This window comes from Desulfuromonas sp. AOP6 (genome assembly GCF_009731355.2).
GTDB lineage: Bacteria > Desulfobacterota > Desulfuromonadia > Desulfuromonadales > SZUA-540 > SZUA-540.
Genome location: NZ_AP022810.1, coordinates 2,607,866 through 2,631,147 on the forward strand (window position 1 = coordinate 2,607,866; position 23,282 = coordinate 2,631,147).

At 57.7% G+C, this 23,282-nt stretch carries 23 protein-coding genes and 1 pseudogene; 7 read left to right on the forward strand and 17 right to left on the reverse strand.

Features of this window, described 5'->3' with window-relative positions; genetic code table 11:
* Positions 1 to 6: 6 nt before the first annotated feature.
* Complete coding sequence (locus AOP6_RS12300) at positions 7 to 1,470, forward strand: FAD-binding domain-containing protein (protein WP_155877052.1); 1,464 nt, start codon at positions 7 to 9, stop codon at positions 1,468 to 1,470.
* 53 nt (positions 1,471 to 1,523) lie between these two features.
* Positions 1,524 to 1,652, forward strand: a pseudogene (locus AOP6_RS15400) (type II toxin-antitoxin system mRNA interferase toxin, RelE/StbE family); the annotation flags it as partial.
* Between the two features lie 24 nt (positions 1,653 to 1,676).
* Here AOP6_RS15400 and AOP6_RS12305 read toward each other — a convergent pair.
* From AOP6_RS12305 to AOP6_RS12330, 6 genes are all read right to left on the reverse strand, one after another.
* Positions 1,677 to 1,946 (reverse strand): type II toxin-antitoxin system RelE/ParE family toxin, encoded by a 270-nt coding sequence (locus tag AOP6_RS12305; RefSeq protein WP_155877053.1) that lies wholly within the window; start codon positions 1,944 to 1,946, stop codon positions 1,677 to 1,679.
* Positions 1,930 to 2,142, reverse strand: a complete 213-nt coding sequence (locus tag AOP6_RS12310; RefSeq protein ID WP_155877054.1) for a DUF6290 family protein — start codon at positions 2,140 to 2,142, stop codon at positions 1,930 to 1,932. Before AOP6_RS12310 ends, AOP6_RS12305 begins: the two co-directional genes overlap by 17 nt.
* Before the next feature lie 71 nt (positions 2,143 to 2,213).
* A complete protein-coding gene (locus AOP6_RS12315; protein WP_213194585.1) occupies positions 2,214 to 3,113 on the reverse strand; it encodes a transposase in 900 nt (299 codons plus the stop codon).
* A 222-nt stretch (positions 3,114 to 3,335) separates the two neighbouring features.
* Positions 3,336 to 5,303 (reverse strand): multiheme c-type cytochrome, encoded by a 1,968-nt coding sequence (locus tag AOP6_RS12320; RefSeq protein WP_213194586.1) that lies wholly within the window; start codon positions 5,301 to 5,303, stop codon positions 3,336 to 3,338.
* Positions 5,304 to 5,350: 47 nt separating this feature from the next.
* Positions 5,351 to 6,172: a cytochrome c3 family protein gene (locus AOP6_RS12325; RefSeq protein ID WP_155877056.1), complete on the reverse strand. Its 822-nt coding sequence runs from the start codon at positions 6,170 to 6,172 to the stop codon at positions 5,351 to 5,353.
* A 15-nt stretch (positions 6,173 to 6,187) separates the two neighbouring features.
* Entirely contained in the window at positions 6,188 to 7,402 is a 1,215-nt protein-coding gene (locus tag AOP6_RS12330) for a hypothetical protein (RefSeq protein ID WP_155877057.1), read from the reverse strand.
* Positions 7,403 to 7,969: 567 nt separating this feature from the next.
* Between AOP6_RS12330 and AOP6_RS12335 the strand changes: the two genes are divergently transcribed.
* Positions 7,970 to 8,551, forward strand: a complete 582-nt coding sequence (locus AOP6_RS12335) for a class I SAM-dependent methyltransferase (RefSeq protein ID WP_213194588.1) — start codon at positions 7,970 to 7,972, stop codon at positions 8,549 to 8,551.
* A gap of 26 nt (positions 8,552 to 8,577) precedes the next feature.
* Complete coding sequence (locus AOP6_RS12340; protein ID WP_155877059.1) at positions 8,578 to 9,933, forward strand: FAD-dependent oxidoreductase; 1,356 nt, start codon at positions 8,578 to 8,580, stop codon at positions 9,931 to 9,933.
* Between the two features lie 142 nt (positions 9,934 to 10,075).
* Here the strand turns inward: AOP6_RS12340 and AOP6_RS12345 are convergent, their stop codons facing one another.
* From AOP6_RS12345 to murI, 8 genes are all read right to left on the reverse strand, one after another.
* On the reverse strand, positions 10,076 to 11,443 hold the full coding sequence (locus tag AOP6_RS12345; protein ID WP_155877060.1) for a sigma-54 dependent transcriptional regulator: 1,368 nt from the start codon (positions 11,441 to 11,443) through the stop codon (positions 10,076 to 10,078).
* Positions 11,430 to 12,932: a sensor histidine kinase gene (locus AOP6_RS12350; RefSeq protein ID WP_155877061.1), complete on the reverse strand. Its 1,503-nt coding sequence runs from the start codon at positions 12,930 to 12,932 to the stop codon at positions 11,430 to 11,432. Before AOP6_RS12350 ends, AOP6_RS12345 begins: the two co-directional genes overlap by 14 nt.
* A gap of 50 nt (positions 12,933 to 12,982) precedes the next feature.
* Complete coding sequence (locus tag AOP6_RS12355; RefSeq protein WP_155877726.1) at positions 12,983 to 13,915, reverse strand: transketolase family protein; 933 nt, start codon at positions 13,913 to 13,915, stop codon at positions 12,983 to 12,985.
* Positions 13,916 to 13,967: 52 nt separating this feature from the next.
* On the reverse strand, positions 13,968 to 14,786 hold the full coding sequence (locus AOP6_RS12360; RefSeq protein WP_155877062.1) for a transketolase: 819 nt from the start codon (positions 14,784 to 14,786) through the stop codon (positions 13,968 to 13,970).
* Between the two features lie 52 nt (positions 14,787 to 14,838).
* On the reverse strand, positions 14,839 to 15,327 hold the full coding sequence (locus AOP6_RS12365) for a hypothetical protein (protein ID WP_155877063.1): 489 nt from the start codon (positions 15,325 to 15,327) through the stop codon (positions 14,839 to 14,841).
* A 102-nt stretch (positions 15,328 to 15,429) separates the two neighbouring features.
* Positions 15,430 to 17,841: a homocysteine S-methyltransferase family protein gene (locus AOP6_RS12370; protein ID WP_225897287.1), complete on the reverse strand. Its 2,412-nt coding sequence runs from the start codon at positions 17,839 to 17,841 to the stop codon at positions 15,430 to 15,432.
* Positions 17,841 to 18,452: a GerMN domain-containing protein gene (locus AOP6_RS12375; protein ID WP_155877065.1), complete on the reverse strand. Its 612-nt coding sequence runs from the start codon at positions 18,450 to 18,452 to the stop codon at positions 17,841 to 17,843. Before AOP6_RS12375 ends, AOP6_RS12370 begins: the two co-directional genes overlap by 1 nt.
* A 48-nt stretch (positions 18,453 to 18,500) precedes the next feature.
* Entirely contained in the window at positions 18,501 to 19,304 is an 804-nt protein-coding gene (gene murI, locus AOP6_RS12380; protein WP_155877066.1) for a glutamate racemase, read from the reverse strand.
* Positions 19,305 to 19,494: 190 nt separating this feature from the next.
* Here murI and AOP6_RS12385 point away from each other — a divergent pair, with 190 nt between their 5' ends.
* The 3 genes from AOP6_RS12385 to AOP6_RS12395 are packed head-to-tail and all read left to right on the forward strand — an operon-like array spanning position 19,495 to position 20,783.
* Positions 19,495 to 19,827 (forward strand): hypothetical protein, encoded by a 333-nt coding sequence (locus AOP6_RS12385; protein ID WP_155877067.1) that lies wholly within the window; start codon positions 19,495 to 19,497, stop codon positions 19,825 to 19,827.
* A gap of 54 nt (positions 19,828 to 19,881) precedes the next feature.
* Positions 19,882 to 20,151: a cytochrome c gene (locus AOP6_RS12390; protein WP_225897288.1), complete on the forward strand. Its 270-nt coding sequence runs from the start codon at positions 19,882 to 19,884 to the stop codon at positions 20,149 to 20,151.
* A gap of 17 nt (positions 20,152 to 20,168) precedes the next feature.
* On the forward strand, positions 20,169 to 20,783 hold the full coding sequence (locus AOP6_RS12395; protein ID WP_155877068.1) for a putative metallopeptidase: 615 nt from the start codon (positions 20,169 to 20,171) through the stop codon (positions 20,781 to 20,783).
* Positions 20,784 to 21,043: 260 nt separating this feature from the next.
* On the opposite strand, the gene AOP6_RS12400 is transcribed toward AOP6_RS12395, so the two are convergent.
* The 3 genes from AOP6_RS12400 to nrdD form a co-directional block, all read right to left on the reverse strand.
* Positions 21,044 to 22,075, reverse strand: coding sequence for an energy-coupling factor ABC transporter permease (locus AOP6_RS12400; RefSeq protein ID WP_155877069.1), 1,032 nt, complete (start codon positions 22,073 to 22,075; stop codon positions 21,044 to 21,046).
* A 270-nt stretch (positions 22,076 to 22,345) separates the two neighbouring features.
* A complete protein-coding gene (locus AOP6_RS12405; protein WP_155877070.1) occupies positions 22,346 to 23,041 on the reverse strand; it encodes an anaerobic ribonucleoside-triphosphate reductase activating protein in 696 nt (231 codons plus the stop codon).
* A 3-nt stretch (positions 23,042 to 23,044) separates the two neighbouring features.
* A complete protein-coding gene (nrdD, locus tag AOP6_RS12410) occupies positions 23,045 to 23,191 on the reverse strand; it encodes an anaerobic ribonucleoside-triphosphate reductase (protein WP_155877071.1) in 147 nt (48 codons plus the stop codon).
* Positions 23,192 to 23,282: the final 91 nt, after the last annotated feature.

Genomic DNA, 23,282 nt, shown 5'->3' on the forward strand with positions numbered 1-23,282 from the left:
GACTTCATGACTGCGGTTCCCCCCCTGCGCCTTCGCTCCCTCAATGACAAGGCTCCACGCCCCGAGGGGCAGTTCGTCCTCTACTGGATGGTCGCCTTTCGGCGCCTCGGCTGGAACTTCGCCCTGCAGCACGCCGTGGAGCTCGCCCGTCAATATCAGCGCCCCCTCCTGGTGGTAGAGAGCCTGCGCTGCGACTATCCCTGGGCCAGCGACCGCCTCCATAGCTTCCTCCTCGACGGCATGGCCGACAACGCCCGTCTGCTGCGGGAGAGCCCTGTCTCTTATCATCCCTACGTGGAGCCACGGCCCGGCGCCGGAGAGGGACTCATTCCCTTTCTCGCCCGGTCCGCCTGTGCCATCGTCAGCGACGATTTCCCCTGCTTTATTCTGCCCGACATGCTTCAGACCGCCGCGGCGCAATCTTCCGTGGCCTTCACCGCCGTGGACAGCAACGGCATCCTGCCCCTGCGAGCCACCGAAACCCTTTATCCGTCCGCATACGCCTTCCGCCGCTTTCTGCAGAAGAACCTGGTCGGCCCCCTGCTCAGTCCGCCCCAGGCCGATCCCCTCCACGGGCAGCCGCTGCCTGAGTTGAAACAGCTTCCCGAAGAGTTACACCAGCGCTGGCCGGCCTGCCCTGTCGAGCAGCTGCAAAAGCCGCAAACCCTGCTGGCCGAGCTTCCCCTCGACCATAGTGTACCCCCTGTCGACATTAAAGGCGGCCCCCTCGCGGCCCGAGAAGCCATGGAGGACTTTCTCCAGCACAAACTCAGCCGCTACGCCGCCGAACGCAACGAACCGGAAGCCGATGTCACCAGCGGGCTCTCCCCCTATCTGCACTTCGGCCATATCAGCGCCCACCAGATCGTTCACGAGCTCTTGCAGGCACAGGACTGGTCCCCCCACCGCCTCGAAAGCAAACCGCGGGGACAGAAAGAGGGCTGGTGGGGTCTCGACGTCAACGCCGAAGCCTTCCTCGATCAGCTCATCACCTGGCGCGAGCTCGGCTTTAACATGTGCGCGCACAACCCGAAGTACGATCGCTACGAATCACTGCCACCCTGGGTGCGAGCCAGTCTCGAAACGCACGCCGACGATCCGCGCCAATACCTCTATACGCTGGACGAATTCGCCGCCGGCGCCACCCACGATCTGCTGTGGAACGCCGCCCAACGCCAACTCGTCCGCGAAGGACGCATGCACAACTATCTGCGTATGCTCTGGGGGAAAAAGATACTTGAATGGACCCGCCATCCCCGGCAGGCTCTGGAGGTGATGATCGAACTCAACAACCGCTACGCCCTTGATGGCTGCGATCCGAATTCGACCAGCGGCATCTTCTGGTGTCTGGGCCGCTACGATCGCCCCTGGGGGGAACGGCCGATTTTCGGCAAAATCCGCACGATGAGTTCGGAACGCACGGCCAAGAAGGTACAAGTGAGGAAGTATCTGGAGACTTATGGGAAGTAGAGAGAGCTGGATTGGTTGGCTGTCAATTTGCACAAGGGGTCAGGCCTGACAAATTAACTTGGCCCTTAGGGGGCCTGAGGCGATACCGCGTCGGAGACTGCCGCATTGTCTGCGACATCCAAGACGGCACCTTGCAGATTTTGGTGATCAAGCTTGGTAATCGATGGGAAATTTATCGATAAAAAGAGGGGACTTGGGCCAGTTCATCAGCGCACATAGATTTCGCGGCGGTGGCCAATGGCCAAGGCAAGGACAACCAGCTTTTCATCTTGAATCTCGCAGATGATTCTGAAATCACCCACCCGGTAGCGCCATAGGCCGGACAAATCCCCCCGAAGCGGCTCCCCAAAATGGCGGGGGTTTTTGCATCCCTCAATGCGATCCGCAAGCCAACCCAACAGACGTTTCTGAACAGACTTGTCCAATTTGCGCAGTTGCTTCTCGGCAAACGCGTCGATTTCAATCGTCCAGCCCAAGATCTTTCCTCAGCTCTTTGAGAGATTTCCGCGTGCCGTTTTCAGCCAGTGCCTGCCGGGCCAAAGCCAAATCCTCATTGTCTTCAAGATAACGAACGATCGCCTCACGAACAACAGCACTACGGCTGCTTTTGCGGGCCTTGGCAACCAAGTCCAGTTCGTGCTCAAGTTCTTTTTCCAGTCGAATTGCCAGCATAATTATCCTCCCCAAAGACGTATTACATCGTATAACAGCAAGCAATACCCCTGTCAAGTAAGTAGAAGGGGTCAGGCCTGACAAACGGGGATATTCTTTTGAACCTGCATCACCTTTTCGACCAGACAGTCGTCATGGGCCATACGCGATTCCAGACGACGGGCGGCTTGGCTCAGGGTGGACGAATCATGCTTCAAGGCGCGCCCCAAGGCCTCCAACTCTAACCCTTGTGTCTCCCGCACCACATAAGCTGCCAAGGCCCGTGCCTCTGAGACCAGTTGCGTGCGCCGACGACTTGAAAGATCCTGAGGACGTAAGTCATACAGGGCACATACAGCTTCAACAACAGACTCAAGCGGCGGGGGCTCTGCCAGCTTTTCATGACAACCCGCCAACACTTCCTCTACGAAAGAATCGTCCCCTAAAATCCGCCCCTCGTAGGTCCCCCGGTGAAATTCTCGGCAGTATCCATCCTGCTGACCTCCTTCTACAAAATCGCGATAATGGTCCTTTGATCTTCCCGCATCCTCGCTGAACCGGCTCAACACCCATTCGACAGTGAGCCAGGGAAGGTTCTCGCGGGATAGGTACGCATGGTGACTTGACCAGGGATAATCATCCAGACTTTCCGCCATGCCCGCCCTCAGCGGATTCAAATGGACATAGCGTACCAGCGCCAGCAGATAAGCCTCTGCATCAATCAGCAGGGCTTTGAATCGGCCCTGAAAGATGTGGCCGGTCTGTTGAAATTTTTTGTTGAGATATTGAGTGTAGCGAAAGGAGAGATTGTGCATGATTCGCGACAGGGCTGTTTCTTTCACCTGTACAACAAGATGCACATGATTGCTCATCAGGCAATAGGCGTGGATACGGTGCCCAAAGCGGGCTATGCCTTCCTGCAGCAGGAAGAAAAATCGACTGCGGTCCGCTTCGTCATGAAAAATGTCGTGCCCGGCATTGCCGCGTAGCATGACGTGATAACAAGCACCTGGAAAATGAACCCTCGGCTTTCTTGGCATGGCCTAATGTTACGGCCATTTCCCCGTTTGTCAAGCCTGACCCCTTTGCACCACCTTTGCACCACCGCCTGGCGCACCAAAAAAAACCGGGCCCTTGCGGGCCCGGCAATTTCAAGAACAAATTGTGACTGCTACTTAAGGTTAACCATTTGCTTCTGAATTGTTAGGAAGCTATCAGGGTCGCGGTCGCTGGTTGCCAGCGACTGTATCGTCACCGTCAAGCCAAGTAGCAGCGGCAGGATAGGCGACGGCATCAACGGTAATAGTGCCATCAAGGGTACCATTATCCAGCCAGTCGATGGAGTCAAAGATCAGACGTTTGGCATAGAGGCTGTTGTGGGCATAGGCTCCCATTTCATGGTGCAGGTAATTGAAGTTGTGAGCGGCACCGTTGGTACCAGCACTATCCCATTCGGCATATCCATTGTCTCGATTGATTTCGGCTTCATCAAGCACGCCGTTATCATTCGCATCACCAAAGAAGTAGGGGTAGGCCGGGGCAAAGAAAATGCCTTTGGCTGCCAGAGCTTCTTCCAGAAGTTCCAGAGCTTCATGATAAGCTTCCGCTTCATGCTCAAGGAATGCTACAGCGGCAGCGGCTGTTTGATCGCCAAAATCAGTGGTGGTATCAACAGTGACTAAGCCAGGCCCGTGCTCACCATCATGGCATTCAACGCATTTGGTGGAATTCAGAGCCGTGATTACGCCCGCTGCATCCTTAGTGAAAACCTCAAAAGTGTGGCTTTCAGCCGAAGACATGTGACAACCGGCACATGGGCCTTCCTCAGCCTCTGGACCACTACGACCTTCTACGAAACCGACTTCATCATGGTCGTACCAGCCGAGATCAGCGTAGCTAAGCCCTTCGTATTCATAGCCGGGGTGCACAGTGGCCTGGAAGATGGTGGCAGCAGCGTTTTTATAATGGGTTTTGGTAGCTGCAGTACCTTTAAAGCTGCCATCGGTATTGGTGTCAAAGTCCTCAACCAGGCTGTCCATATTGCCACGGCCGGCATGACAGTTGGCGCAGACGTTGGAGGAACCAAGGTCAGGCAACGAGGCAGCTGCGCCGGCAACTGTATAACTCACAGGAATGGCGCCAGGATTACGCATATCAGCCTGGTTGTTTTTGTGACAGGTCCAGCAGTACACCAGTTCATTTTGGCCTGAGCCACCAGCAGCAGCCCAGTCGGCAAGGTGAGCGAAACTGTTGTTTTCTTCATCGTACATCGCAGGGTCATTCAGGAAGTTCGCAGCACCTGTAGCCGTGTGACACATCTGACAATCGGCTCGGTCTTTCTCGACACCATCAGCTTTGTAGGTTGAATCCCAGTTGTAGTGTGCCCAGGCGCTGTTTTTGTCGCCGTCTTTAACCCCTGCGGCAAGGTAAGCAGCCAATCCTGCTGCCTCGATAGCATCCTCTTCGTCTTCAGTCAAATTGGCCGGGTCTACTGCGTTAGCCAATTCAGCAGCCTCTGCGGCATCCTGTGCCGCTTCCTTAACGGCCACAAGATGGCCGGCATGGGCCGACTCAGACCACTGAGCATTGATTTCCAGATCGAGGGTATGCCCATCGAAGTGGCAATCCTGACAACCGGTCTGCTCATTCATTTTAACAACGTAACCTTCTATAACATTCCCCGTTGCAGGGTCATCATAGTGAGTATCGTTGATTATGCGACCGATGCTGGTTGAATGATACCCGGCGGTAGTTTCGGCACTATGACACTTGCCGCATTGGGCCGGCCCTGGCAGCGGCGCAGCAAAGGGCCCTGAACCATAATGGAATTCACCACCACCATGACAGGATTCGCAGCCGATAACATCACGGATTTCTTCATCACCATAGGCGATGGTCATGAGATTGCCATCGTCAAGAGGATTGTGACACTTGACGCAAGAAGAGGTCCCAGTGTGAGGATCGCCGCCGCCAGGTGACAGATCGGCGTTACCATGGGGGCCTGCCAACCATTTTTCGTTGTACACCGTGTGACATTGCGCACAGTTGGTGATACCCACGGCCTGCGCCGAGGCCAATACGTCATCAGCATCGCCCGTGACCGAACCACTCGAATCACGGTTGCTGCCGCATCCAGCCAGAGTCAGCATGGTCACTGCTGCCACGGCTATAAGGGAAAACATGTTCCTTCGCATAAAAACCTCCTTTTGGTGTTGTAACGAAGTAAGCGTTAGTGACACTTACGACAGGTCTTTCCGTCGCTGGCCCGCTTGAGGCGGCCGTCGATATCGCTCCAGTCCGCAGGATGCGGATTCACCCGCAGGCCGCTGGTGGCGCTGTGACACTTGAGACAGATATCCCCTTGTGGGTGGCAGGCCTGGCAGGTGGCCAGGTTCTTGCGGGCCTCACGGGCGTGAGCCTGCGACCAGCCGGTGGTGCTGGGGATGACCGAGTCACTGGTGTGGCAGGTGATACACTGTTCTTCGCTGTAGTTGGCGTGCAAGCCATCCAGAGTGCCGTCGGTCCAGCCACGGCGGTGTGAATCAAGAGCCAGGTCAGCCGGAGCGAACTGGTTGTGGCAGTCGGAGCAGTAGTTGGGCTCGTGGCAGCTGGAGCACAGCTGCTGGTTGGTGCGGGCGGCGATGGGGTGGGTTACGTGGAAATCGCTGCGATGCACGTTGATCATGTTGTTGCCGAAGTCACCCATTTCGTCGGAACGCCCCGAAGTGTGGCAGTCCATGCAGTAGCTCTGCTGGTGGCAGGCGGCGCAATCATAGGTGTTGCCCTTGGCAAAGGGGCGGTGGTTAAGGGCCCAGACGGGTCCGTGGGTTTTGAGTCCCGGCATCTTGACGGTGTCGACCCAGCTCTGGTCGTGACACTGCAGACAGGCCGAGGTCTCGGGAACGATGCTCTGCGCCCCCTCCACGTGGCAGGTGGCGCAATCCGACCCTTTAATGTGGGTCAAATGCTCGGCGTGGTCGAAATCGACCGCCAATGCCGGTAGCGCCCACGCAAAGGTGACGGCCATAACGGCGATTAAACAGCGGATCATATCGTCACTCCTTTACTAAAAGAGGATATTGAGGCGAATGCGGCCACGATTGTAGTAGTCCCACAGATCACTCTCAACCCGCTCGATCTTGGCCTGCACGTTGACCTTTTTGGTGATGTAGCCGGTCACGTCAGCCCAATAGCGGGAGCTGGTGGTTTCGTCATCTTCGTCATCGATGCGACGGTCCAGAACATCGACCTCCAAACCAACACCAGCCTGTACGTAAGAATTGAACAGATAGGCAGCGCGGGCTTTGAAGCCCATGAGGTCCTGACCGTCGCCGTCCTCGCGCACAACACCGGTCAGATAACCGGAAAAGTTGCGGGTACGGATTTTCTCGATACCGGCCTCGAAGACGTCAGCATCAGCGAACTCGGGGTAGATCTCGCGGGTGTAGCGGCCAAACGTATGCAGACCCACGGCGATGCGGTAGGTCAGTTCGGCCATGACTTCTTCGTACTCGTTGACGGCAAAGACGGAATAAATGGAGGTGGCGGAGAATACCGGGAGGGAGTAGAGATATTCAGCCCGCAGGCCCCATTTGTCGTTGGGCCGGTACTTGGCGCCACCCAGGAAGTAGGAGATGCTGTTGGACAGATAGTCGAACTGGACTTCGCTGTAGAGGTTGAGCACGTTATTGAAGTCGTAGTCGACATCGAGCCCGAAGAGCTCTTTGGCCAGATCGCCGTTATCCCACTTCTGAACATAGGACAGACCCAGGTCGAGACTGTCGAAGAAGCGTCCGCTGAGCTCGCCACCGAACATGAGGTCGTCGGCGCTGTACCCGCTGTAATAGGCGACGTCGCCACCGCCGAACAGAGCCAGCTTGAGGGGACCGAGGTTGTCATAGTCGAGATAGAGACCATCCATCATCGAGGCCCCGGCCGTGGTAGAGATGAACTGCCGACCGAACTTCAGATTCAGATCGTCGATCAGGTCCTTCTTTTCGAAATACGCGTAGTAGAGACGGCTCTCGATATCGACTTCGTTTTTGAAGTCATCGGCCAGGCGGCCGTAACCACGGAAGTCGAGCCCATCGCCGTCGATGTCCCTGACATTGAGCATCAGGTACTGATAGGCCGGCATGGCGGTGTCGCCATCGGCATCATCGTACCATTCGATCTCGGTGCTTGAGCGTCCCGAGATCGAGGCTGCCAGCGCATCGACCGCCGGCATGAGCGCCAGCAGTATCGCGGCCATGCAGACCGTCCATCGGTGCCATACTTTCATGTTGCCTCCTTAACATGATGGCTGTGAAGTAACCCCGGATAAAATCCGGCAACTCAATCAGACCTGTTTCCAACCCCTCCCAAGGTCATCGCCAGGTCTTGCCTTCTTACCGTTCCTTTTCGCTATCTCCTCCTTTGCTTCGTGTTGTGACAAGGGATATCTCACTGAAACTAAGGGGAATGCCCCAGGCCTTTTTGCCACATAGTTCATGAGAGAAATACTCTATCTGTTACATTGAGTAGCAGTTTTTGTACCACAAAGCGTTACTTCTCCAAAAATATCCCTCTTTCCCCTCCTGTCAAGGCAAAGCCACTTTTTTAGCACCACAAACATTAAAATAATTTTTTAATCTACAAAACGGCATGTTACGATCGATCACATCTCTGCAGACTCCTCGGCCATATGGCGTTCAGGCATGGCCATAAAGCTGAGCGGCTTACTAGGGATTCATTAATCCATATTTCCATATATGGTAACACTTAAGTATCGCTGGTTAGCCTGGTGGCGGGATGATAAGATAAACCACCTACTTCACGGCTACCTTCATTTTCGATGAGGAGTCCTGCAATGTCTGAAAAGAAGTTCAATCCAGCCAAACTGGCCAAGTTGAACCACCCCGACCGATACGACAGAGAAAACCCGGAAAGGATATGGAAAACTCTGAAGCTTGATAATCCCCGGGTCATCGTCGACATAGGGACCGGCACTGGATTCTTCGCCATCCCCTTTAGTCGGCACATGCCTGAGGGCACCGTTTACGCCTGCGATATCGCTGACGAAATACTGCAGTGGCTTGAAGAAAATTTGCCCGAAGAGCTGCGCGACCGCATTATTCCCGTTAAAATGGAGGAACGAGCCGTCCCCCTGCCTGCAGGCATCGCCGACCTGGTTCTCATGGTCAACCTGCATCATGAACTGGAAGACGCGGCGGCTATTTTGTCCGAGGCTTTTCGCCTGCTGAAACCCGGCGGCAAGGTGGCCATTGTCGACTGGAAAGACGAACCGACAGAGAGCGGTCCGCCCCTGGAAATTCGTGTCAGCGAACAGAGCCTCATCGACCAGCTCGCTGCCGCCTGCTTCGAGCAGATTAGGGCGCATGCCAGCCTGCCGTGCCATCATTTTCTGGAAGCCGTCAAACCACAGCATTAATAGAACTTTTACGAAAGGACAGAACCATGGCAAAGGAGAGACTCCTGGTGATTGGCGGTGACGCCGCCGGCATGAGCGCCGCTTCGAAAGTGGCGCGCGAAAAGCCTGAAACCGAGATCGTCGTTTTTGAACGTTCCCCCCATACTTCCTACTCGGCCTGCGGCATGCCCTATTACATCGCCGGCATGGTGGAAGAGGTCGAGTCCCTGATCGCCCGCACTCCCGCCCAGTTCCACGACAAGTACAACATCGACGCCCGCGTGCATCACGATGTGCTTGAAATTGACCCGACCCAGGGTAAATTGCGGGTACTGAACCGCGAGAGCCGCACGGAAAGCTGGGAAAGCTATGATCAACTGCTCATCGCCACCGGCGCCGAACCCTTCTGCCCCGAGATGGCCAACGCCCACGCCCAGGGCATATTTGGCCTGTCCACCCTGCAAAGCGGTATCCGGGTACGGGAATTTCTCGACGAACACCACCCCAAACAGGCCGTGGTGGTCGGCGGTGGCTATATCGGGCTGGAGATGGCGGAAGCGTTGGTGCGCCGCGGCATGAGAGTTTCGCTGATTCAGATGGGAGAACAGGTCATGGAAACTCTCGATCCCGATATGGGGGCGCTGGTCTCGGAGGCACTGCGGGAAATTGGCGTCACGCTTTACCTGAAAGAATCGCTGCAGGGTTTTGAGGCAAAAAACGGCCGCGTGACCGCTGTAATTACGGATCAGCGCACCCTGCCAGCCGACTGCGCCATTCTGGGCATGGGAACCAGACCTAACAGTATTCTGGCGGCCGAGGCCGGCATATCCCTGGGGGTGAAGGGGTCCATCAAGGTGAATGCCCGCATGCAGACCGACATGGCGGGTATCTGGGCGGCGGGCGATTGTGTGGAATCGATGAATCGGGTAAGCGGCAAACCCATGCACATTGCCCTGGGGACCGTGGCCAACAAACAGGGGGTGGTGGCCGGCACCAATATCGCCGGTGGCTATGCGACCTTTGCCGGCGTGCTGGGGACGGCGGTCAGCAAAATCTGCAAATATGAGGTGGCGCGCACAGGACTGCTGGAGAGGGAATTGCCAAAACTGGGACTGGAAGCGGTTACCGCTACCATCCGCAGCCGCACCAGGGCCGGTTATTACCCCGGCGCCGGGCGCATCACGGTCAAACTGCTGGCAGAAAAAGGGAGTGGACGTCTATTGGGTGGACAGATTGTCGGATTGGAGGGCGCGGCCAAGCGTATCGACATCCTGGCCACGGCTCTCTATGCCGGCTTGCGGGTACAGGATATCGTCGATCTCGACCTGAGCTACGCGCCGCCCTTCTCGCCGGTGTGGGACCCGGTACAGACGGCGGCCCGGCAGCTGTTATCGCAGGTGTAGGAACATAAAGGGCTCATCACCACCAAGGCACTAAGACACCAAGAAATCCCTGAATCTCAGAGGGAGCCAGGCTAGGTTTTTTGCCCCGACACCAGACCTTCTTGGTGTCCTGGTGTCTTGGTGGTGAAAAAGCTTTTTAAAATTAAAGGAAGCCGAATTTCTTCATACGGTAACGAAAAGCGTCAATGCCCAGATGCAGCAGCTTGGCCGCCTTGGACTGATTTCCTTCCGACACTTCCAGGGCCTGGCGAATGAGCTCGCGCTCGACTTCTTCGATATCCACCCCTTCCGGCGGAATGCGGAAACTCAGGGGGCCGCTGCCAGTAGTGGCTTTGGCCACGATCTCCTGGGGGAGATGTTCGAGCAGCAAGGTCTCATCATTTTCGAGAATAATCGCCCGCTCGAGGACGTTCTTGAGTTCACGGATATTGCCGGGCCAGCCGTATTCAAGCAGAAACTTCTCGGCCATTTTGGAAATCCCCTTGACGCTCTTGCCGAACTCACGATTGAAGTGAGAGACGAAGTGCTCTGTCAGCGGGAGGATATCATCCTTGCGCTCGCGCAGGGCAGGCAGATAGATGGGGATAACCTGGATGCGGTAATAGAGGTCGTTGCGAAAGCTTCCATCCTCGATGCCCTTGAGCAGATCCTTGTTGGTGGCCGAAATAATGCGGACGTCGACACGGATATCCTTGGTGCCGCCTACCCGGCGGAAGGAGCGCTCTTCGAGGACACGCAAGAGCTTGGCCTGCATCCCCGGCTCCATATCACCGATCTCGTCGAGAAAGATCGTGCCGCCGTCGGCCAGCTCAAAAAGGCCTTTTTTAAGCATTTTGGCATCGGTAAAGGCGCCTTTCTCGTGCCCCATCAACTCACTTTCCAGCAGGGTCTCGGGTACAGCGGCGCAGTTGATAGCCATGAAAGGCTTTTCGGCGCGGGCGCTCTCATAGTGAATGGCCTTGGCGATGAGCTCCTTCCCCGTGCCGCTTTCACCCTGAATAAGGACGGTGCTGGCATCACTGCGGGCGATCTTTTCGACCATCGCCAGCACGTTCTTCATGTGGCGGCTGTTGCCGATAATTTGGTTAATACCGAACTTGTGGGAGTGGACGGTACGCAGGTTGGCGACTTCTTTTTTGAGATCGCCGGTCTCGAGAGCCTTATTGATGACGATGGCCAGCTCATCGAGGTTGAAGGGTTTGTTGACATAGTCGAAGGCCCCCATGCGCATGGCCTGCACAGCCGTTTCAAGCACCCCCAGAGCCGTCACCATGATGACGATAATCTCGTCATCAATATCCTTGACCTTCTGCAACACGTCCAGACCGTTGATACCGGGCAGCTGGATGTCGAGGAGGATGAGATCGGGAGCGTCTTCCTGCACGGCCTTGATGGCCTCTTCGCCGGAGGCTGCCGTCCCCACGTCATACCCCTGCTTGCGCAGGTTCTGCTCAAGGGACCAGCGGATAAGATGTTCGTCGTCAACAACCAGAATCTTATACTTGCGCACTTTCGACTCCTTCCAATCCTAATGCCTGCCCCGCTGTAACAGGCAATTCAATCGTAAATGTCGTCCCTTCACCCAGGCGGCTTTCCACACTGATCGTCCCCTGATGCTGTTCAAGCAGCTGCTTGCAGATGGGCAACCCCAACCCGGTGCCCTGGGTTTTGGTGGTATAAAAAGGGACAAAGATCTTGTCGAGTTCTTCCTGGGGAATCCCTTTGCCCGTATCGGAAATTTTCAATTGTACGACGGGCTGACCGTGTCTTTCCACCAGCGTCGTACCCAGCATGAGAGACCCGCCGGCCTGCATGGCCTGTATGGCATTGATACTGATGTTGAGCACCACCTGCTGGATCTGTTTCTCATCGGCCCACACCGGCGGCAAATCCCGGGTCAGGTCTTTGCGGCGGTGGATATTGCGGGCTTCGGGGTGCTGGGAAACGAAAAAGAGCGTCTTTTTCACCAGGTCGTTGAGATCGACATAGGAAAACTCCGGCTTGCCCGGCCGGCCGAATACCAGCAGATCGGTAGCCGTTTTGTCGAGACGGCGAAGCTGTTCAAGAATCTGCTGAAAAATGTCGCGACGTGGGTCATCCTCGGGAAAATCATCGGCCATGACCGAAATGGCGCTGCTGATACCCGCCAGGGGATTTTTCACTTCGTGGGCAACCCCTGTGGCCATCTCTCCCAACGAGGCCAGGCGATCCGCCCGTTCCATCTGTTGAAAATGATAACTTTCGAGCTGCTTTCGCGCCTGCTGCAGATTCTCCACCATGGAGTTGAAACTGCTGCTGACCCGCGCTATCTCGTCATTGCCTTCGGGGAGCAAGCGGACGCTTAGATCTCCGTTTTCCACCTGGGCCATCTTACTCTGCAGCGTCAGGATGGGCCGCTTGACGAAACGAATGAGGATGACGGCGCTTCCCAAGGAGAGGAGCACCAGGATAACGCCGGTGGTGGCGGCAAAAAACTCGGTGGACTCCTTCAGACGATCCATCGAGGGTGACAGGGAAAAGTTAAGGCTTAACAAGCCGATAATCTCGTCCTGCCGTTGCGCATGACAGCGATAGCAAACCTGCTGCGATCGGATAGGTCGCACCATGCCGAGAACCTCTTCGCCATCCACCTCGAAAATGGCTTCGACGTCTTGATTGCGGTAAAGTTCAAGCTCCCTCGGATTGACGCGTTGACCGATCTCTTCGGGCTGAGCGGACTTGATAATCGTGCCATCGGGCTCAAAAATGCGGACATGAACAATGCGGCTGCCGCGGCCGACATTTTCCAGGGTCGCCTGCACGTCATCGCTGTTGCCAACGCGCATGGCGTTGAAAATGGCGTTTTCGATGGTCGTCAGCAGAAGCTCGGCACTCTCTTCGGCGGACGCCTGCATGTCCTGATGATCGCGCTGTATGTGCACCAGGGAAAAAGCGGCTACCCCGATGGACAACAACAGGATATTGAGCAGAATAACGCGACTGATAAGACTTTTGAACAAGGGCAAGTCCCCCTGACTGACCAGAAAGGTACGGGATACGACGGATCCGATCAGGCCTTTTTCTGCAGAACCCGCTGTGCGGCTTCGACCAGATGGGCGGGTGTCAGTCCATAATGGGCCAGCAGCTCTTCCGCCGTGCCCGACTGACCGAAAACATCGCGGAGTCCGACTCGCTCAACAGGAACGGGGTGGCTTTCACAGAGGGCTTCGCAGACGGCGCCAGCCAGTCCGCCGATTACCGAATGTTCTTCTGCCGTCACCACCGCCCCTGTCTCACGGGCGGCCTTGATGACGAGATCAGTGTCCAAGGGTTTGATGCTGCCCAGGTGCAGCACTCGCGCCTGCACTCCGCCTTCGGCGAGGATGGCGGCCGCCTCCAGGGCCTGCGCCGTCATCAAGCCTGTCGTAATGAAGGTCAGGTCGGTGCCATCACGCAGGACATGCCCCTTGCCAATGGTAAAATCACAGCCGTTTTCGAAAACGACAGGCACCTTGGAGCGGCCCAGGCGCACGTAGACGGGCCCGTCGTATTTGGCGACCGCCCGGATGGCAGCTTCGGTTTCGGGGCCGTCGGCGGGGCAAAGCACGGTCATGTGAGGCAGGGCCCGCATGATGGCCAGGTCTTCCACCGACTGGTGCGAGCCGCCGTCTTCACCAACGGTGATACCGCCATGAGTGGCGACGATCTTGACGTTGAGTTTGGCGTAGGCCACGGACTGGCGGATCTGCTCGAAGGCACGGCCGGCAGCAAAAACGGCAAAAGTGGAGGCAAAGGGAATCATGCCTCCCGCCGCCAGACCAGCAGCCATACCGACCATGTTCGCCTCGGCGATGCCGGCATTGAAAAAACGCTCTGGAAATTCTTTGGCGAATTGGGCGGTCTTGGTCGACCCGGACAGGTCGGCGTCCAGGGCCACAATACGGGTATTCTCACGGCCGAGTTCGACCAGGGTCTTGCCATAGGCATCTCTAGTTGCGATCATCTCGCTCACGGTATCCTCATCATTCGGTTTGTATTCTTAAAAAGTTGGCGAACTACAGCTGCTTGAGCGCCTCGGCCAGTTCGGTGTCGCTGGGCGGCACGCCATGATAGCTGGCCTTGTGCTCGAAGAAGGAAACGCCCTTGCCCTTTACCGTGCGGGCAATAATCATGGTGGGGCGATCCTTGGTCTTTTCGGCGTCGGCCAGCGCCAGGCAGATGGCGCGGACATCGTGCCCGTCTACCTCGAGTACGTGCCAGTTGAAAGCGAGAAACTTGGGTCCCAACGGCCCGACATTCATGACCTTGGCCACCTCACCGTCGATCTGCAGACCGTTCTGGTCCACGAAAACACAGAGATTGTCCAACTTATAATGTGCCGCGGCCATGGCGGCTTCCCATACCTGACCTTCCTGCACTTCGCCGTCACCCAGCAGGCAGTAGATGCGGCTGTCCGGCTTGCGAAGACGGGCCGCCAGGGCCAAACCGACGGCCTGGGAAAAGCCCTGGGCCAAAGAACCGGTACAGACCTCGACCCCCGGCGTTTTATTCATGTCGGGATGTCCCTGCAGGTGGCTGCCCAGGCGGCGCAGCCCCTTGAGGTCGTCGCGGGAGAAATAACCGGCTTCGGCCAGACAGGCGTACAAGGCCGGGGCGGCATGGCCCTTGGAGAGCACAAAGCGGTCGCGATCCTCCCAGGTAGGGTTACTGGGATCATGGCGCATCTTGTGGAAAAAAAGAACCGTCAGCACATCGATGGCGGAAAGACTGCCACCCGTATGGCCGGATTTAGCCGAGTTCAGCATCTTGAGAATTTCAACACGGAGATCGCGGGCGGTTCGCTCCAACTCCTGGACGGTCTGGTCGGTCAACATCAGGCGGGTGCTCCCTTTCACAAACGTGCCCACACGGCGGCGGGCAGATGGATTAGCGGGTTTTCTTGTCGTCACCGACAAGGTAGGAAAAGATGAGATCATCGAGGCTTTCCGCCGGCACAGCGGAAGAAGGCGCGCTTTGAGAAGGCGCCGAAGAAGCGGGTGTTTTTTCCTCGGCTGAAATCGGCGCTGTCTTTTGGGGTTCTTTCAGACCCGGAGCGGCGGCAGGAGGCATCGGCTCAGCTTTGCTCTGGGAGCCGGGGGAGGCTTCAGCCTTCGCGCCGAAGAGAACGGCATCGAGCTCCCCGTCTTTAAGGCGACGTATCATCTCCCGGTGCTGCGTTTTCATGCGGCCTTCAACGACGGTTTCCAGGTGACTTGTGCCAAGGATGTCGGCATAGGAGGTTTTCTTCGACGCCAGAATGGTCCCCCCCCTGTAGAGCAGGGTGACGATATGGGGATTCTTCAGCCCACCATCTTCGGTCTGGATATGGTAAACCTCGTTTTTATACCGAAAATTATGATTAAAGCCAACAACCATGTCGCCCCTCTCCGCACCTGGTAGTAATCATGGCGAAACTAGCATACTCCGCCAAATGGCGCAACAGGATTGATGTTATGCCGCCTTAACACCAAAAGACGGCTAGCTCTGACGGGCAGTGCTGAAAAGAGCCTTGACCTTGTCCACCGCTTCCAGAGCGTCGGCGGCATAGAGATCGGCACCTATGCTGTCGGCGTAATCCTGGCTGACCACGGCGCCCCCGACCATGGTAAAAACCCGCACCCCGGCCTCACGCAACTGACGGATAGTCACGTCCATCTGGTTCAGGGTGGTGGTCATCAGCGCCGACAGGCCGACGGCGTCGACCTCGTGACGGGTGGCCTCCTCGACGATGCGCGCTGCCGGTACATTCTTGCCAAGGTCGATAACCTCGAAGCCGTGATTTTCCAGCAGGGTGCAGACGATGTTTTTGCCAATGTCGTGAATGTCCCCTTCGACGGTGGCCATGAGGATACGACCAAGACTGCGGCTCTTTTGCCCTTTCATCTCTTTTTTGAGACGGCCGAAGGCGGTGTGCATCGTTTCGGCGGAAAGCATGACCTGGGGCAGAAAAATCTGGTTTTTGCCGAAACGACGGCCGACCTCCTCCAGGCCCGGCAACAGTCCTTCATTGCTGATGTCCAGGGGTTCCAAACCTTCAGCCAGCGCCACCTCGATCAGGGCGACAATGCCTTCCTGGTCGCCTTCGATAACGGCGGCAGCCAGACGCTGGCGGATATTCGGAGGAACGCCGTCGTTCTGCGGCGCGGCCAGAGGCGTAGTAACGCCGCCATACACATCGATATAGGCCTCGGCCCGCTGATCCCTCCCCAACAGAACCATAGCCGCCCGGTAGGCATCCATCATACGCTCTTCTTTGGGATTGACGATAGCGGCGGCCAGCCCCGCCTCCAGAGCCATGGCGAAAAAAGCGGCGGAAAGAACCGGTCGCGCCGGCAGTCCGAAGGAAATATTGCTGACCCCCAGCACCGTAGCCAGCCCGAGTTCCGACTTCACCAGGCGCAGCGCCCGGATGGTCTCCATGGCCCGCTTCTGCTCCGCCGATACCGTGAGCGTAAGGCAGTCGATGATGACATCCTCCTTAGGCAGGCCCAGGGCTTCGGCGGCGTGCAGGATTTTGCGCGCCACCTCCAGACGACCCGCGGCCGTTTCGGGAATACCCGTCTCATCCAGGGCCAGGCCGATGACGGCGGCGCCATATTTACGGGCCAGCGGTAGTATTTTCATCAGGCTTTTTTCTTCGCCCGACACGGAATTGATGAGAACCTTGCCGTCGGCGGCCTTCAAACCTTTTTCCAACGCCACGGGATCGGAAGAATCAAGAACCAGGGGAGCGCCCACCACCCCGCTGACCGCGTAGACCGCCCTTTCCAGGGCGGCCGGTTCATCCACACCCGGGGCGCCGCAGTTGACGTCGAGCAGGGTGGCCCCCGCCGCGACCTGCTCTTGCGCCTCGCGACGGATGTAGGCGGTTTTGCCTTCGCGCAGTTCGGCCGTGTACTTCTTTTTTCCGGTAGGATTGATGCGCTCGCCGATCACGGCGCAGGGAGCGTCTCCCCCAATGGGCACGACGGTGCCGCGACTGGAAAGGTAGCCGCGACGCGGCGGCGCCTGCCAGGCCATGGAGCGCCCCTGCAGCGCCTGACGCATGGCGCGGATATGGGCAGGGGTGGTGCCGCAACAACCACCGATAATACGGACCCCGATGGTCAGCAGGCGATCGTGATAGGCGGTCATTTCCTCGGGAGTACCGGGAAAAACCGTGACTCCGTTGCGCAATTCAGGGAGGCCGGCATTGGCCTGGGAGATCAGCGGCAGCGAGGTGACGGCGCGCATTTTCTCCAGCAGGGCGTAGATGCCATCGATACCCAGGCCGCAGTTCGATCCGATCACGTCGACACCGAGGGCGTCCAGGGTAACGGCCGCGGCTTCCGGCGGCGTACCCAGCACGCTGCGGCCACCATCATCAAAGGTCATCTGGGCGACAATAGGCAGGGAGGAGAACTCGCGGGCGGCGATAACGGCGGCGCGGAGTTCGCGGATATCGAGAAAGGTCTCCATGGTGACGAGGTCAGCGCCCGCTTCGGCAAAAGCCCGCACCTGTTCGCCGAAAATTGCGACCATCTCATCGAAATCAGCATCCCCGACAGGAGCCAGAAAACGCCCGGTGGGTCCGATGGAGCCGGCCACGAAGCGATTGCTGCCGGCGGCCTGCCGCGCCAGCTCGACGGCGCGGGCATTGAGGTCATAGACCCGGTCCTGCAGACCATAGTGGCCCAGCTTGGCTGAGCTGCCGCCAAAGGTATTGGTGACGATGATATCGGCACCGGCTTCGACGTACTCCCGGTGAATGCCGACCACCACCTCGGGGGCGTCTTCATTCATGGCCTCGGGACAGCCGCCCGGGGCCAAGCCTCTCTCCTGCAGCATCGTCCCCATGGCCCCGTCAAGAATGAGGACCTGCCTTGCCAGCGCCTCGCGAAAATCGGCCATCAGTTCCTCCCACCCGGATTGTCCCCAAGGGGCTCCTCGGGAACCACTACAGCAGGCTCCCGGCTGAAGCGAAAATCAACCGTCACCGGCTCGGCAATCCCGACATGCCCCCGGATGCTTTCACGACGCTGGCCGTCAATCAGAAACTGGACCTGCCGAATATAGGGGAAGTTCGCCGCCAGCGTGTTCGTCACCCCATAAACGGTCATCAACTCGGAAAAACTCCCGCCCGGGTGAAAAGAGACCAGGTCGGCGTTGAAATCGACGGTGGCCAGCGCGCCGTCCACCTCGATATTTCTCAACACGGTTTGCGCCGGCAAAATGGCGATGGATGAGGTGGTCGGCCCGTCAATCAGGGCCTGGATGGTGTCCCGCAGGCACGCTTCCTCCTCCTGACAGTTTTCGATCTCGCGCGTTTCCGGCAGCAGGTAGTCCGCCGATGGGGCGGCGAAATAGAGCATAATTTCGCGCATGACCTTGGGCTCCTCCACCTCTGCCGCCGGCTGCGGCATGGAAGTCGGCGAAGACGCCAGGTAATTACGCAGCACCAGCGCAGCCAGGGCCAGGATGATCACGGCCACGACGACCAGAAGCAGGCGATATCCCTTCATAAACGTCTATCTCCTTGTAATTTTTAATGAGGATTCAAAAGCAGGCGGTCAGATCCAGTCGAGTTCGATCTGCTCCACGCCCTGCAGGTCCGCCCCCAGAAAAGCACCGCCCACTCTTTCGAAGCGGGTCGGCACATCGGTGACGAAAAAAGCTCTTTTCCCGGAGGCGGTTTTGCGCAACAAGCCTGCCGAGGCCAGGATTTCAGCCACCGTGCGGGCGGTCTCTTCCGCCGAATCGATCAAGCGTACCTCCTCGCCCATGACGGCGCGGATGGTGCTCTTCAACAAGGGATAGTGGGTGCACCCCAGAACCAGAGTGTCGATGGAGCGCGCCTTGAGGGGGGCCAGATATTCCTCGGCCGTCAGACGGGTCACAGGATGCTCGACCCAGCCTTCTTCCGCCAGGGGCACAAATAGGGGGCAGGAAATATTAAAAACATCAATAGAGGGATTGCAGCGGTGGATGGCGGCGGTATAGGCGGCGCTCTTGACGGTTCCCTCCGTGCCGATGACGCCGATACGGCCTGAATGCGTCTGGGCCGCCGCCGTGCGGGCGCCCGGTTCGATCACACCAATGACAGGCAGGCTGAAGCGTTCCGCCAGCGCGGGCAAAGCCACGGAAGAGGCCGTATTACAGGCTACCACCAGCATCTTGACTCGGTGACTGGTCAGAAACGCAGCCGCTTCCAGCGCATAACGCACCACCGTCTGCGGGCTCTTGGTCCCGTAGGGGACCCGGGCTGTATCGCCGAGATAGACGATATCCTCGCCGGGAAGCTGCTTCACGATCTCCTTGAGAACGGTAAGCCCCCCCACTCCTGAATCAAAAACACCTATGGCACGTTCGGACAAAAGAGGCCCTTTCCATGGGATAGCTGAAGCGCCTGAACAAGCATGCAATCCTAGAAAAACTGCCTGGAAAAGTCAAGAAAAACGCCCTTTTTTCGCTTTGTCTTCCCGACAAAAACTGTTAAGGTAATCAATCGGTCACACTTGGTGTTTCGCTTATCCGCAACCATACCTAACAAGGGAGATTGGCTTCATGGATTTTTCCAGCGTTGCTGAATTCTTTGATCGTTTCCAGACCGAACGGGTTATCGAATTTCTCAACGACATGAATGTCGGCGAGCTTATCTACAACCCCCTCTTTCTTGGCATCATGGGCGTTCTGGCCATCCTGTCCCTGATCATGCGCTGGCGCATGCTGCTGGTCACTCTCTTCAGCGTCGTCGGCTTTGCCGGTCTCATTTCCTACACCCTGGAGCGAGGCACGGACATCAGCAGTCCCAGCGACCCCACGCTACTCCTTTTCGTCGCCGCGGGAGCCGTACTCGTCATGGCCGCCATCTATTTTCTTTTTATCAAAGGGGACTGACGACGCGGTCTCTTTCTGCGTCCGGACCTCACCCGATCACTCGATGGAGATTTCATGCTGAAAAAACGTGACCTTGCCCTGATCGTTTTAGCCGTTATCATTCTGGCCTTTCTCTGGGCCGCCCCCGAAGAGACGACCAGTCGCGTCCCCTACGACGATACCCACCGCCCCTTTCATGACATCGTTAAAAAAGAAGGCAAAAAAGCGGCTGAAAAATCCTGCGAAACCTGCCACAACGCCGAGGGCGTGCCTTTCCCGGCCGAACATCCCCCCAAATTCCGCTGTCTGTTCTGCCACAAACTGGAAGAAACGCCGGCATCCTAGCGCGCCGGTGCTGCCGCATGCCTGAAAGAGATTGTCGCCCGACTGAAATAGACCTGAGCGGCGCCATGGACGCGCTCTGCCGCGATCTCTGCGGCAGCCTGCCGGAGCTGAAACACATCGACCCCGACCGTGTTCTGTTCAGCCTCAGTCGCTCGCGGGCCAAAGGTACCCATGGCGTCTATGCGCGCATCGCCCCCCTGCGGTTTTGCAACGGCCACAGGGAAAACAGCCGGCGCCGGGGTCGCTACCTGGAAACCTTTCGGATGCCCGTACTTCATCACAACGGGCGGGACATCCTCTACCTGATCACCCTCATGACTCCGCGATTTCTGCGCCTGCCCCTAGAGCAGAAACTCATGACGGTCATTCACGAGCTCTATCACATCTCCGAAGCCTTCGACGGCGACATCCGCCGCTTTCCCGGCCGCAACTTCGCCCACGGACATTCTCGCAAGGCCTATAACCGCATCATCGGCGCCCTGATGCAGTCCTATCTGGGCACCACCCCCGACCCAGCCCTGCTGAATCCTCTACAATTCGACGAAAAAGACTGGCAGGAAGGGCGCGTCAGACTGTCAGGACTGCGTGTCCCCTTGCCCAAAGCCAAACTGGTCGCCCGCCTTCGCGTTTAACGGCGGCTTCACCACCAAGTCACCAAAGCACCAAGAAAATCAAAAATAATTCCTATAACAAAACTCCCAAAGACGGGCATGTGCCTAAAGGCCTAACACCACGAGATATGGAGATGTTCTTGGTGTCTTTGTGGCTTGGTGGTGCAATGGTTGCCAGGGTTTTAGCCTTTCTCACCACGTAGTCACCAAACCACCAGGCAAAAAAACACCGGGGACAGGCCCCGGTGCCGATGTTCTCAAGGTATTTCGAGGCAGTCCGCTCAGGCCGACTCCTTCGATCTCCTTTTCAGCAGGAGTCCAGCGACCGTCGCCAGCATCAGGGTCAGGCCGCCGCCGACGATTCCGGCCGTGGAGGTGCCGGCATCCACCTGCGGCCAGGTCTCTCTTTCGACGGACGCTGCCACACTCTCTTCTTGCGGACGGAAACCATAATCCGGGAAAATAGCCAAACGTTGCTGCACCGACGCCAGCCCACCGGGCAGCTTTTCTCCTTCACCCTGTTTTTCTTCAAAGCCAGCCTTGGCGAGGGCCCATTCCAGGCCATCGGGATGAGCGGAGGCAAACCAGGAAAAAGCCCCGCCCAGCAGAATCGCCGCCGCCGACAGGACGGCCAGAGCCTTTTTGCGCTGGCCGGAACCGGCTGAAAAGGTAGGAGTCATGGCCAGCAGCTCCGGGCGCATCTGGCCCACATAGCGGACCACCGCGGCCGTGACCAGCCCCTCCACCAGACCAATACCGAGATGGATGGGCTGCATGAGCATGGCAAAGGTGACAAAAGGAAGCTCGGCCAAACCCGACAGGGTTGTCTGCAGAACGACCGCGAAGGCACCGAACTGCAGAGCGACAATCGCGCCAAGGACGGCCGCAAAGGTACGCCTGCCATTGCTGGCACCACCAGCGGTCAACGGGCGGTAAAGAAAAGGATAGGCCAGCAGACAGGGGAACAGCCCCAGATTAATGAGGTTGCTGCCCAGCGCCAACAACCCGCCATCAGCAAAGAAGAGCGCCTGCACCGTCAACACCGAAGCCACTACCAGAAAGGCAGCGTGAGGACCCAGCAGAATAGCGAGCAAAAGGCCGCCACCAAGATGGCCGCTTGAACCGGTTCCAGGCAGAGTAAAATTGATCATCTGGGCGGCAAACACAAAAGCCCCCAGCACCCCCATGAGAGGCACCATGCCGTCCGCCAGGCGGCCCTTGAGACGGCGGGCACAATAACCGAGAGTCGCGGCGGCGGCAATCCACATCGACCCGCCAACAGCAGGGGAAAGCAGAGCATCAGACATGTGCATGGGGCAACTCCTTCAAGGTATCGCGGCCAGATGATGCCACGTTTTCCATTTTCGTGTTACCAACCTGCCTGAAATAGTAATTTCCCGGGGAAGATTGTCAAGCTTTCACATAAGGACGGATTCACCACGAAGGCACGAAGACACCAAGGGAGGCCAATAAGCTGGCCGACCCAAGGGGGACATCCCATAGAGATTACTGACTTTTCTTGGTGTCTTGGTGGTGAGCAGGATTTGGTCTATGTCGCCAGAGGGAAGATACGCTCCTCCCGATCACAATCCACGGATCTGCACATCTTCGACGTAGGTCTCGGCCAGGAGGGCAAAGCGTCTGACCTCGTCTGCCGGGTGGGGTTCGAGGGTCTGCAGGGTTTCGGCAAGGGCATGGCGGGGCACGAATTGCTGCAGTACCCAGGTGCGCGCCCCGGAAAGGGCCTGTCCCATCTGGTGAATGTCGGCCTCTTCGACCAGACCGGGAACGCAGGTAGTGCGAAATTCGTATTCCACCCCGGCCTTCATAACCAGCTCAAGGGAGCGCCGCAGAGCCTGGCCATCGACGGGGGCGTTGTGCAGTTCCCCGTAACGCTCGGGCGTAGTTTTAAGGTCGATGGCCAGGTAATCGACCAGTTTTTCCCAAAGCAGGCCTTCGAGCACCTCGGGGGCAAGACCGTTGCTGTCGAGCTTCACCAGCAGGCCCAGACCCTTGACCTGTCGCAGGAAGGGAACCAGCCCGCCATCGACCGTCGGTTCGCCGCCGGAGACAACAACGCCGTCGATGAAGCTGCGCCGCGAGCGGAGCTCGTCGATCAGATCGTCTACAGGATAATCGGGATAAAGGTCCGGGTTGAGGACCAGATCAGGGTTGTGGCAGAAGGGGCAGGTGAGGTTGCAGCCGCCGTAAAACACCAGGGAAGCGATCCTGCCCGGGTAATCGAGCAGGCTCGTTCCCTGGAATCCTTTGATGGGCATGGATTACTCGTCGCTGCCCGCTTGGCCCACCACAAACTCGGTGCGGTCCTTGAATTCCTGCTTCTTGCCCTTGTTCCACTGCTGAACGGGACGGAAGAAGCCGCAGACGCGGGAGTACACTTCCGTCTTTGAATCACATTTGGTTGCCATAATGCCTCCTGGTGGGTGTCAAACGTAAGGCGTGAGGGGTGAGGCGTTAGGCGAAAGGCTTTGACCCACTCCTCACGCCTCACCCCTCACG

Excerpts from the sequence above, each read along its gene's own strand:
- AOP6_RS12300 (WP_155877052.1), top strand. The coding sequence starts at position 7 with ATGACTGCGGTTCCCCCCCTGCGCCTTCGCTCCCTCAATGACAAGGCT.
- AOP6_RS12310 (WP_155877054.1), bottom strand. The coding sequence starts at position 2,142 with ATGCTGGCAATTCGACTGGAAAAAGAACTTGAGCACGAACTGGACTTG.
- AOP6_RS12315 (WP_213194585.1), bottom strand. The coding sequence starts at position 3,113 with ATGCTACGCGGCAATGCCGGGCACGACATTTTTCATGACGAAGCGGAC.
- AOP6_RS12320 (WP_213194586.1), bottom strand. The coding sequence starts at position 5,303 with ATGTTTTCCCTTATAGCCGTGGCAGCAGTGACCATGCTGACTCTGGCT.
- AOP6_RS12325 (WP_155877056.1), bottom strand. The coding sequence starts at position 6,172 with ATGATCCGCTGTTTAATCGCCGTTATGGCCGTCACCTTTGCGTGGGCG.
- AOP6_RS12330 (WP_155877057.1), bottom strand. The coding sequence starts at position 7,402 with ATGAAAGTATGGCACCGATGGACGGTCTGCATGGCCGCGATACTGCTG.
- AOP6_RS12335 (WP_213194588.1), top strand. The coding sequence starts at position 7,970 with ATGTCTGAAAAGAAGTTCAATCCAGCCAAACTGGCCAAGTTGAACCAC.
- AOP6_RS12340 (WP_155877059.1), top strand. The coding sequence starts at position 8,578 with ATGGCAAAGGAGAGACTCCTGGTGATTGGCGGTGACGCCGCCGGCATG.
- AOP6_RS12355 (WP_155877726.1), bottom strand. The coding sequence starts at position 13,915 with ATGATCGCAACTAGAGATGCCTATGGCAAGACCCTGGTCGAACTCGGC.
- AOP6_RS12360 (WP_155877062.1), bottom strand. The coding sequence starts at position 14,786 with ATGTTGACCGACCAGACCGTCCAGGAGTTGGAGCGAACCGCCCGCGAT.
- AOP6_RS12365 (WP_155877063.1), bottom strand. The coding sequence starts at position 15,327 with ATGGTTGTTGGCTTTAATCATAATTTTCGGTATAAAAACGAGGTTTAC.
- AOP6_RS12370 (WP_225897287.1), bottom strand. The coding sequence starts at position 17,841 with ATGGCCGATTTTCGCGAGGCGCTGGCAAGGCAGGTCCTCATTCTTGAC.
- AOP6_RS12375 (WP_155877065.1), bottom strand. The coding sequence starts at position 18,452 with ATGAAGGGATATCGCCTGCTTCTGGTCGTCGTGGCCGTGATCATCCTG.
- AOP6_RS12385 (WP_155877067.1), top strand. The coding sequence starts at position 19,495 with ATGGATTTTTCCAGCGTTGCTGAATTCTTTGATCGTTTCCAGACCGAA.
- AOP6_RS12390 (WP_225897288.1), top strand. The coding sequence starts at position 19,882 with ATGCTGAAAAAACGTGACCTTGCCCTGATCGTTTTAGCCGTTATCATT.
- AOP6_RS12395 (WP_155877068.1), top strand. The coding sequence starts at position 20,169 with ATGCCTGAAAGAGATTGTCGCCCGACTGAAATAGACCTGAGCGGCGCC.
- AOP6_RS12400 (WP_155877069.1), bottom strand. The coding sequence starts at position 22,075 with ATGCACATGTCTGATGCTCTGCTTTCCCCTGCTGTTGGCGGGTCGATG.
- AOP6_RS12405 (WP_155877070.1), bottom strand. The coding sequence starts at position 23,041 with ATGCCCATCAAAGGATTCCAGGGAACGAGCCTGCTCGATTACCCGGGC.
- nrdD (WP_155877071.1), bottom strand. The coding sequence starts at position 23,191 with ATGGCAACCAAATGTGATTCAAAGACGGAAGTGTACTCCCGCGTCTGC.